The organism is Novosphingobium sp. B1 (assembly GCF_900176395.1).
Classification (GTDB): Bacteria; Pseudomonadota; Alphaproteobacteria; order Sphingomonadales; family Sphingomonadaceae; genus Novosphingobium.
In genome coordinates, this window is sequence record NZ_FWXL01000045.1 from 1 (window position 1) to 7824 (window position 7824).

Below are 7824 nucleotides of genomic sequence, written 5' to 3' on the forward strand. Positions count from 1 at the left end.
GCCAATCCTTGAGCATTGCGTGTGGGGGCCCCCAGCCCATCATCAAAAGGAACCGTTCAATGGTATCTTGACAAGGCCCGGATCATACAAGTCGACTTTCATCAGCACCTTGATGCCATCGACACCCATGCTTGCAAAGTCTCGCTCGGGCGAATCCGGGGCGAAGGTGCAATGGCGCAGAGCGGCCATCAGCCGAGCCTGTGCCATCATACTTTGTGCCACCGTGTCGCCGCTGAATTCTGCAAGAAGCCCGGAGCTCATGACGATGCGGGCCGTGCGCTCACGGCCCTCGCGCGCGGCATCATTGAGCAGCGCGATGCGCTCGGTACGCTGCCGAGCGCAAGAGAGGTCGGAGGTGTCATGCATTGGAGGTCTCTCCCGATCAAAGGGGCGATCAGCGGGGAACCGGACGGCCTCGCTGGACTCAGCCCGCAGGCTGACAAGCGGACAGCTGAACATTGATCGCGCTCCCGGGGGCGACGGTAATGGCAACCTGCCGATCCTTGGGAATGACCCACAGGATGCCGGCGAGCGTGTCGCGGATACGTGCCGCAATGGCCTCGTCTTCGCCGAGCAGCACCCGGGCCGCGAGCTCGCGCGCATCGCGCAAGAAGTGCTCGTGCTGGGTGTCCCAGGAGTCGGCCTCGCTGTCGTCGCTCGCGCAGAAACAGACGTTCTCGATCAGATCGACCAGCGTTTCGGGGGTCAGCGCCGGACCCGGCACAAAAGCGATACGGATCTGGTCGACACCGCTGTACCACCCATCTTCGTTTACGGCGAAGGCGACGTCTGCCGGGATCCGTTCCTCGCGCTGCGTTTCGCTGGCGCGGTGAAAGACACAGAACCTCAGTTTAATCGTCTCGGCTCGAACATGGTCATCGAGCGGCGGGAAGCTGCCGTTCTCGGCGATGACGTGGCTCTGCTCCCCGGCTGAAACATAGAAGCGCACGTTGCCGAGCTGATGCAGCGCGTCATACCAGCCATAGCCAGCGTAGGCGGGATGGTTCTCGACGAGGTGCGGGCGCGAAGGGTGCTCGCGCAGCGCGCGCTCCAGTCCCTGTGCAATATCGGGCTCAAGATCCGCGACAAGGATCGTGTCCGCACCTGCCGCGACCTCCTCATACTCGACATTGACGTTGTCGCTCTCCGCGATGGCCGCATGCCAGCGGGGCAGGCAGGGGTCGGCCTCCGGCAGGGCAACCCCCAGATCGCGGGCTTCCTTCCAGTTCTCGAAGGAAAGCCGGTGCTGGCCTCTGTGCGCCAGCGCGGCATAGATCGTGCGCTTGCACGCTGCCTGCAGCGCCGCAAATGCGGCGTTCTCGACGAATTCCTTGCGCGCCGGGAGCACAAGGGCAAGGCCCGGGGTGGCCCCGATATCGAGCCGGGCATGGTAGGTCTTGCCGCCAAGGCTCTCCGAGACGCTGGCAAGCTTGCGGGTGAGCGCGCAGACCTCAGCCTCGCCATAAGTTGGCCGGCCAAGGTGATCGACGCGCTCGACTTGCCGGGCAATCACGCCGACTTTGCCGTCCGGCACCCAGTCGGCCCAATCACCCCAGGCGGTGGTCACGCAGAATTCGCCGATCACGGCCATATAGGCCTTGCGCGTCCGCAGGATCGCGGACGCATTCTCCTCGACGGCCTCGCCGGTAAAGGCACCGAAGCGGTCCGGGTGCCAACACCGCGCGGTATCGCAGGCAAGCTGCAGAAAGCCCGCGGAGCAGGAGCGCTGGCGTTCAAGCTCGCTGGCGAAGACAAGGATCGGGAGCGCCCAGTCGCAGTCTTCCTCGTAGGAGCCGCCCTCGATCAGTAGCGCCGACGGCATGGCGGCCTGTCTCTGATCGGACAGAATGATGCCGCCGTGGCTGGCGGTCATCACCGACCAAATCCCGGGGCCAAGCTGATCGGCCTGTTGGACAGCACCCCAGATCGATGTCGATGGGCGCGGCGACGGAGCAAAGCATGTCATGAGCGAACTCTCCTTCTTCAGGTTCGCTCACATCCTCCCCCTCCCCTTCACTCGAGAATGCGGCGGGCTTCGCTGATAATTGCCTCAGGCGTCACGCTGCTGACGGCCATGGATACGACAAGCCCGGCCTGACCGAGACGCTCGCGCTCGATGCTGCGCAGCTCAAGATAGTCGGCATCATCAGACTGCAGGATCTGGAGCGCGAACTTGCATTCCACCCCGCTATGCTCATCGAGCAGCGCCACCAGGAAATCCGGCCTCGCCGACCCCGCAGCCAGCGTGATGTCAAAGAGGACCTTCTTGACCGCCATCCTGACACCGAGGCGGCGCAATTCATATTGGGCCTGTTGGAGCGCGCGCAGCACGTCGCGATCATGGTCACGCTCGGCGGGCACGAACTGGTTTCCGCTGAGCACAGGCTGGGCATAGGCGCGCAGCGCCAGGTATCCTTCGCGCCGGCTGTGCTCGCCAACGACAGCAAGCACCAGAAAGGGTGGCTCGACCTCGGCGCGAATGATCCCGGTATGCTGGATACGGTTGCGGATTTCGACAGTTCCGAGCCCCGTCACCACCTCGCTGGATGTGACCTCGCTCGCTTCGAGAAGCAGAAAGGCCTGCGGTGCAAACTCGGGCGGCCAGGTCTTGGCAGCAGAACGTAACCGGGCATGGACCCGCCGTTTCTCGTAATCGATCGCGTTGGTGTAGAGATGATCCGACAGCCGAATGCCCGGCGCGATCTCGAGGCCCTGAGCGGCGCGCTTGAGGTGGCGCATTTCTTCGCTGATCGAGCCTGCGCGCCTGCCGGTGGGCGGTAATTCGCGCAGAATGTTCGACCCTGCGCGCTCGAGCAACAACCAGAGCAGCTTGCCGAGGCGCGGGATAGCGACGCCGCGTGAGCGGTCGTCAGGCTCTATGTCCTCTGGCCTCTGTGCAAGCTTCTCCGGGGCCTTCTGGTGCGCGCTGAACAGGCCTTTCGGAATGCCGATGGCATAGAGCGATTCCTTCACGGTCTCGCGGATGCGCGGTGGCGCCTGCGGCAGATGAAACGGGCATCCTGGCTCGTGGCCTGGCCGCGAAGTAAGACGCCGGAGGTAATACGTTTCCTGAAAACTGAGATAGGCCGCGCTCATCAGCGGCGGCGAATGTTCTGCCCCAAGGCAGTCGCAGGCGATCCACTTGTGGTTCTCTCGCGTGGTCGAGACCAGTGAAACCGAAGCGCGGTGGTCGGCCTCGCTGCCCCGGCCTGTATACCACCGCACCAGCGCAGCCTTCAGCTCGTCGCTGATGGCGACCCTGCCGGTTTTTCCTGTGGTGTCCTTACCTACCAGCCACATGCATGATGACGCCTTGACCCTGTGGTTTGTTCACGGTATGTTCATAATCTGCAGGAGCCCATGAATAATGAACAAGGTCTTTGATATCGGCAAGTTCGACCTCGATGTCACGCTGCGCGACGCGGCACTTGATCCGAATTGCCGTCCAACCAAGCGCATGCTCGCCAATGCCTCGATCGGAGTGGAGCCGTTCGATGCCTATTACTCGGCGTGCGAGCTCTATGAGACCTTACAGGGCGTCTTTCAGGGCCTGCCCAATGCCAAGGCTCGGCTGACGCAGATCCTGTCCTGCCATTGCGATGACTATCAGCGCTGCCTCTACTATGCCCTGGCAGGGCGCGGGGTTGTCCAGATGCTTGACGATCTCGAATGGCTCTTCGAGCTCCTCGGGCCGCGGTGCCAGATGTCGGGGCACATTCTGCGCTCGGGCCAGCACCCTGCGCCGATGGTCAACCCTTACGTATCATCAGAGCCCGATGGCCCTGTTCCTGCCCGCAATGCCGACTTTACCGAAGGCCCATCGTGGTATCTCGATCCCGGCCTTGGAGGGATGATCGAGGAATAGATATTCCGGTTCCATCGCGGTGCTCAGGCATGCACGCCTGCGTCCACGGCAGCAATATAAGTCAGCACGTCCTGCACGCGGTCGCAGCGTACAAGTTCCATCGCAGTCTGGCCTGAAAAACCGGAAAGCGCCTCAGAACGGTACCAGGCATAGGCCATGATGACAGAACCGAAACGCGGTTCCACCTTGCTGAGCACCTCTATCATCGAGCCGATGCGGCGCTGAATGTCATCTGACTCCATCCGGCGGGGATCATCTTTGTCGAGACCGAGCGTGCGTGCAAGTTCATTGCCGGTTGTCCCCAGCTTCGCTATCAGTGTGCGCGGGTCACGCGCGCCATTGTCCGCACCGCGATCGGATTCCATCCAGGAGCCTCAGTTCAATAGTGAAACCGGCATTGGGCAATCTCTAGCTGTTGCTCGTTTCCTTTTCCAGTGACGCGATAGACCAGACGGTCTTCTTTGGTGATCCGCCGCGACCACCAGCCTGCGAGGGAGCCTTTGAGAGGCTCAGGCTTTCCGGTCCCTTTGAAAGGTGTTCTCTGGCATTCCTTGATGAGATCGTTGAGCCGGGTGAGAACCTTGTCATCGGCTTGTTGCCAGTGAAGATAATCCTCCCAGGCATTGTCAGCAAAGACCAGCTTCAAGGCTCGATCAGCCCGCGCTCATTGCCGCCTTGACCATCCAGTTGCTCGATCGACTGCCGTAGGCGGTCGGCATTGGTGCGGTTCGAAAGGAGGTACATGGTCTCCTCGATCGCGTTCCAATCTTCGAGCGAGACCATCACGATCGACTCTGCTTTCTGGCGCGTGACCACGACATGTGTCCGGTCACTGACCACTTGATCCATAATGCCTTTCAGATTGGCGCGCGCTTCTGAGTAGGTGATAACATCCATGGCTTCATCCTTTCCCGGAACGTTGTACTGATATTGGTACAATTGCAAGCGTGAACAAGTGATGAAGGGAAAGAGCCCATGTGTTCGAGATAGCCTACAGGACAACAACCTGAAGCTCGATCGCACCGGGAAGGCCCTCTTCTGCCGGCAGAACGCAGAAGGGCTGGAGCTTGCTGTCCGTCCTCACCACGGCATGGCTCTGCCCGGAATTTGCTGTCATCCGGATGGCGAGGCGCTCGGCATTTGCGCGTCCGCACAGGACCGCCCTTCTGGGATCGAGGCTCTGAAGCAGCATGGTCACCTCCCGTGCGTTACGGCGTTGCCGGGAAGAATGTGCGCGGCGCACGCTTGGGGGGCACGACTTCGAACCGGCGCTCCATCAATCTGCTGATGCGGAACCGGCCTCGCCCATCGGGCGTGCTGAGTTCAATCTTCGCGCCGCGCTTTGTCACCCTGAATTCGGCGTGTTCGCTCCCGTCGGTGAACTTCATGGGTTCAGGCAGCCGGATCATGTCGCCATCGGCGATCTTGCGTTCCTTGAGGCGCAGATGGCGGTAGCAGCGGTTGCGCCAGTCGAGGGCATAAGGGTGACTGGTTGGCCCCAGTTCCTCGAGGATACTTCTGGGACACCCGGCCTCCACCGGCCCGGAGTTTTCATCCATGTCCTTGTAGCCGAACAGGAGGCCGTCGGCTGCCTTGGGGTTCCAGCGGACCAGACAGATTACCGCGGAGATGGCGTGGGTCTGGTTGTTCGGTCCATAGCGCTGGACAGCCGCGTAATAGGCCCGGGTTGTGGACACGCTTCTGATGACCCGGCATCCTTCGAAGGTGCCGGTTTCTTCATTTTCGCGCTCCCATGTGAGCTGATTGTCGAGATAGGCCTTGGGAGTGTCGAAGCCCCCCATTCCGGCACGGTGCATGTAAAGCCAGCCCATGCGTGTTCTCCTTCAGATGAGCCCCGGCTGCGCCGGAGGTGCGATCTTCAATTCGCGCGCGATCCGCGCCGTGAGTGCGGGAATGTCTGCAAGGGCGGTGATCGGAGCTTTGCGCATCACCGCGCCAGGCGGTTTCCAGAACGGGTTGCGCCAGGCGAGACCCGGCTCGCCGAACCTTTCCGGGCTGATCCGGACATAGATACCTTCGGCTTCCAGCACATGCTCGCCCGCGAGCTGTTCCTGTGATGTGTAATAGCTGATGCGGTAATCGGCGTGATCGAGCCCGATCCCTGCTGCGATCTGACGGAGTGCGCGCGTGCACAGCCATGTTCCTGCCATGCCGTGTCGAGCGCGTTTTCGGCCTCGGCGAGAATCCCTTCAGCTGTGGACTGCGAAAGTTCTCCGGTCGCAGGATCGCTAGGTCGTCCGCCCTTGATCGAGGTGCCGCGGCTTTCATAACTGCGGCTGTCGGCCAGCGCGAAGACGGCGAAGTCGAGCGCGAGCCCCGGATCGGTTAGCAGCGATGCCGACAGGATATTGCGGCGCTGAACCGAAAGCTCGTCGAAGAGGCGGGCGCTGATCGGCTTCTCCGTGCCCGGCGCAACTGCCTCGGGCCTGGAAGGCGCAGCGCTGCCGCGCTTGGTGGAATCTGGCACCGGCTCTTCGGCCGTCGCTGTCACCTTGCCATTCTCATCGGTCTCGAACGACAGGCGCTTTTCGCTGTAGTAATCGGCCTCGAGCACCATTTCGCCGCGGGTGGTGAGAACCAGAAAGCGTCCGGCCTCACTGCGCCATTCTTCGGGCAGTTCGCGCACCGGGTTATTGAGGTCGCTGCGCTCAGCATCGAGATCCTCGTACTCGGCCTCGAGCTGTCCGAAGTCGGCCTCGCTGCCTTCATCACCACTGTCATCGCCTTCGTCGATGATTGCGCTGATTTCTTCCATGCGAGCATCGATCGCGTCAATTCGGGCTCGTGCTTCTACGGAGAGCGGCGCGGGCGGGAGGCGAACCGCATTGACGCCCATTTCGCTGCGTGCCTGCCATGAATTGGTCGACGCCACCGGGCTGATCCAGGCAAGGCCCGTCTCGGCAGTGATACGCTGGGCTTCGGCTTCCATTTTCTCCGCCGCAAGCCTGTGCGCGATCTCGATGTCGATCCAGCGATCATCTGCCGCTTCGCTGAAGAGGTCGCGCTCGATCTTGCCGCCAGCGGCCACATAGGCATCTTCGCCGATCAGCAGCGCGATTGGGTCATTGCCGCGCATGGAACCGCTCGCCACCATACGCCGGATGGCATCGGCGCTTGGGTTATAGGCGTAGCGCATCTGCTCAAAGACCCGCAGCTGCACCTCGTGCTGAACCTCGCGCCGATAGTGGGCAATGGCTGCCGCAAGCTGTTCTAGCGTAGACGCATCGTCACGCATCGCTTCAAACTGCATCTCGGTGCTCCAGCGCTGGTGATCCGAGCGACGCGCGGTATCAGTGCGGGAGCCACCACCCCGCACACTCAGGGTTAGTTGCGTTGCCTTTAACTTGGTGCGGCGCAACCGGCGCACCGCACTAAGCGACAGTTGGCGCGCGCAATCGTGGACCCGCTCGGGCGTGCGCCAGTCGAAGGACAGCATCCGGCTGTGGCCAAACATGCGTTTCTCGCTTACCGGCCGCTCATAGGGCAAGCCATGAAGCGCATTCCAAAACCGCTCACCCTCGATGCTGCCCCACAGACCACGCGCCTCCTTGGCGCCCAACTTCCAAAGCGCCGGCACGTCGGTGATACCCGCCTTTTCCAGACGCGCGCTCATGCCCTTAGAGATACCTGGAATGTCCGAAAGCTTAAGGTGAGCGATAGAGTCAGGCAATTCGGACTCACGCAGAATAACCAGTCCATCGGGCTTGTGCATTTCTGCCCCGATTTTTGCGAGCAGTTCGGACGGCCCGATCCCGATTGAACAGGTGAGGGTTGGTCCAAAAGCATTTAGCAGGGCAGCCTTTATGCGGTGGGCAAGCTCTCTGCCTTGCTCGGCTTCTGATGGTAAGCGCCGCCGGAACCCGGCCTTGCGCAGGATTGGGATGGCGTAGATTTCGCGGGGCAAATGGAGGCCTTGCGAGTGGATATCGAGCAGTCAA

10 protein-coding genes are annotated in these 7824 nt (G+C 61.7%); 1 reads left to right on the top strand and 9 read right to left on the bottom strand.

The genetic code is table 11. The features are described from left to right. Positions 1–42: 42 nt before the first annotated feature. The 3 genes from B9A23_RS21740 to B9A23_RS21750 are packed head-to-tail and all read right to left on the bottom strand — an operon-like array spanning position 43 to position 3300. A complete protein-coding gene (locus tag B9A23_RS21740) occupies positions 43–366 on the bottom strand; it encodes a hypothetical protein (RefSeq protein WP_084281489.1) in 324 nt (107 codons plus the stop codon). A gap of 58 nt (positions 367–424) precedes the next feature. Next, positions 425–1966, bottom strand: coding sequence for a DUF7007 domain-containing protein (locus B9A23_RS21745; protein ID WP_084281491.1), 1542 nt, complete (start codon positions 1964–1966; stop codon positions 425–427). A 47-nt stretch (positions 1967–2013) separates the two neighbouring features. Then, entirely contained in the window at positions 2014–3300 is a 1287-nt protein-coding gene (locus B9A23_RS21750; protein ID WP_084281493.1) for a hypothetical protein, read from the bottom strand. A 67-nt stretch (positions 3301–3367) separates the two neighbouring features. Between B9A23_RS21750 and B9A23_RS21755 the strand changes: the two genes are divergently transcribed. Further along, positions 3368–3865, top strand: coding sequence for a hypothetical protein (locus tag B9A23_RS21755; protein ID WP_084281495.1), 498 nt, complete (start codon positions 3368–3370; stop codon positions 3863–3865). A 23-nt stretch (positions 3866–3888) separates the two neighbouring features. Here the strand turns inward: B9A23_RS21755 and B9A23_RS21760 are convergent, their stop codons facing one another. From B9A23_RS21760 to B9A23_RS21785, 6 genes are all read right to left on the bottom strand, one after another. Then, a complete protein-coding gene (locus B9A23_RS21760) occupies positions 3889–4230 on the bottom strand; it encodes a hypothetical protein (protein ID WP_084281497.1) in 342 nt (113 codons plus the stop codon). 14 nt (positions 4231–4244) lie between these two features. After that, a complete protein-coding gene (locus tag B9A23_RS21765) occupies positions 4245–4511 on the bottom strand; it encodes a Txe/YoeB family addiction module toxin (protein WP_081095537.1) in 267 nt (88 codons plus the stop codon). Beyond that, positions 4508–4762: a type II toxin-antitoxin system Phd/YefM family antitoxin gene (locus B9A23_RS21770; protein WP_067403131.1), complete on the bottom strand. Its 255-nt coding sequence runs from the start codon at positions 4760–4762 to the stop codon at positions 4508–4510. The genes B9A23_RS21765 and B9A23_RS21770 overlap by 4 nt, the downstream gene beginning before the upstream one ends. Positions 4763–4856: 94 nt before the next feature. After that, positions 4857–5057 carry a hypothetical protein gene (locus B9A23_RS21775; RefSeq protein ID WP_084281499.1) on the bottom strand — a complete coding sequence of 67 codons (201 nt, stop codon included), beginning with the start codon at positions 5055–5057 and terminating at the stop codon, positions 4857–4859. A gap of 16 nt (positions 5058–5073) precedes the next feature. Beyond that, positions 5074–5697 carry a DUF6927 domain-containing protein gene (locus tag B9A23_RS21780; protein ID WP_084281501.1) on the bottom strand — a complete coding sequence of 208 codons (624 nt, stop codon included), beginning with the start codon at positions 5695–5697 and terminating at the stop codon, positions 5074–5076. Positions 5698–5813: 116 nt separating this feature from the next. Then, complete coding sequence (locus tag B9A23_RS21785) at positions 5814–7499, bottom strand: DinB/UmuC family translesion DNA polymerase (protein ID WP_084281503.1); 1686 nt, start codon at positions 7497–7499, stop codon at positions 5814–5816. Positions 7500–7824: the final 325 nt, after the last annotated feature.

What these genes read in the sequence shown, in the direction of transcription:
- B9A23_RS21755 (WP_084281495.1), top strand. Translation starts at nt 3,368, where the DNA reads ATGAACAAGGTCTTTGATATCGGCAAGTTCGACCTCGATGTCACGCTG.
- B9A23_RS21775 (WP_084281499.1), bottom strand. Translation starts at nt 5,057, where the DNA reads ATGCTGCTTCAGAGCCTCGATCCCAGAAGGGCGGTCCTGTGCGGACGC.
- B9A23_RS21760 (WP_084281497.1), bottom strand. Translation starts at nt 4,230, where the DNA reads ATGGAATCCGATCGCGGTGCGGACAATGGCGCGCGTGACCCGCGCACA.
- B9A23_RS21740 (WP_084281489.1), bottom strand. Translation starts at nt 366, where the DNA reads ATGCATGACACCTCCGACCTCTCTTGCGCTCGGCAGCGTACCGAGCGC.
- B9A23_RS21785 (WP_084281503.1), bottom strand. Translation starts at nt 7,499, where the DNA reads ATGAGCGCGCGTCTGGAAAAGGCGGGTATCACCGACGTGCCGGCGCTT.
- B9A23_RS21750 (WP_084281493.1), bottom strand. Translation starts at nt 3,300, where the DNA reads ATGTGGCTGGTAGGTAAGGACACCACAGGAAAAACCGGCAGGGTCGCC.
- B9A23_RS21745 (WP_084281491.1), bottom strand. Translation starts at nt 1,966, where the DNA reads ATGACATGCTTTGCTCCGTCGCCGCGCCCATCGACATCGATCTGGGGT.
- B9A23_RS21770 (WP_067403131.1), bottom strand. Translation starts at nt 4,762, where the DNA reads ATGGATGTTATCACCTACTCAGAAGCGCGCGCCAATCTGAAAGGCATT.
- B9A23_RS21780 (WP_084281501.1), bottom strand. Translation starts at nt 5,697, where the DNA reads ATGGGCTGGCTTTACATGCACCGTGCCGGAATGGGGGGCTTCGACACT.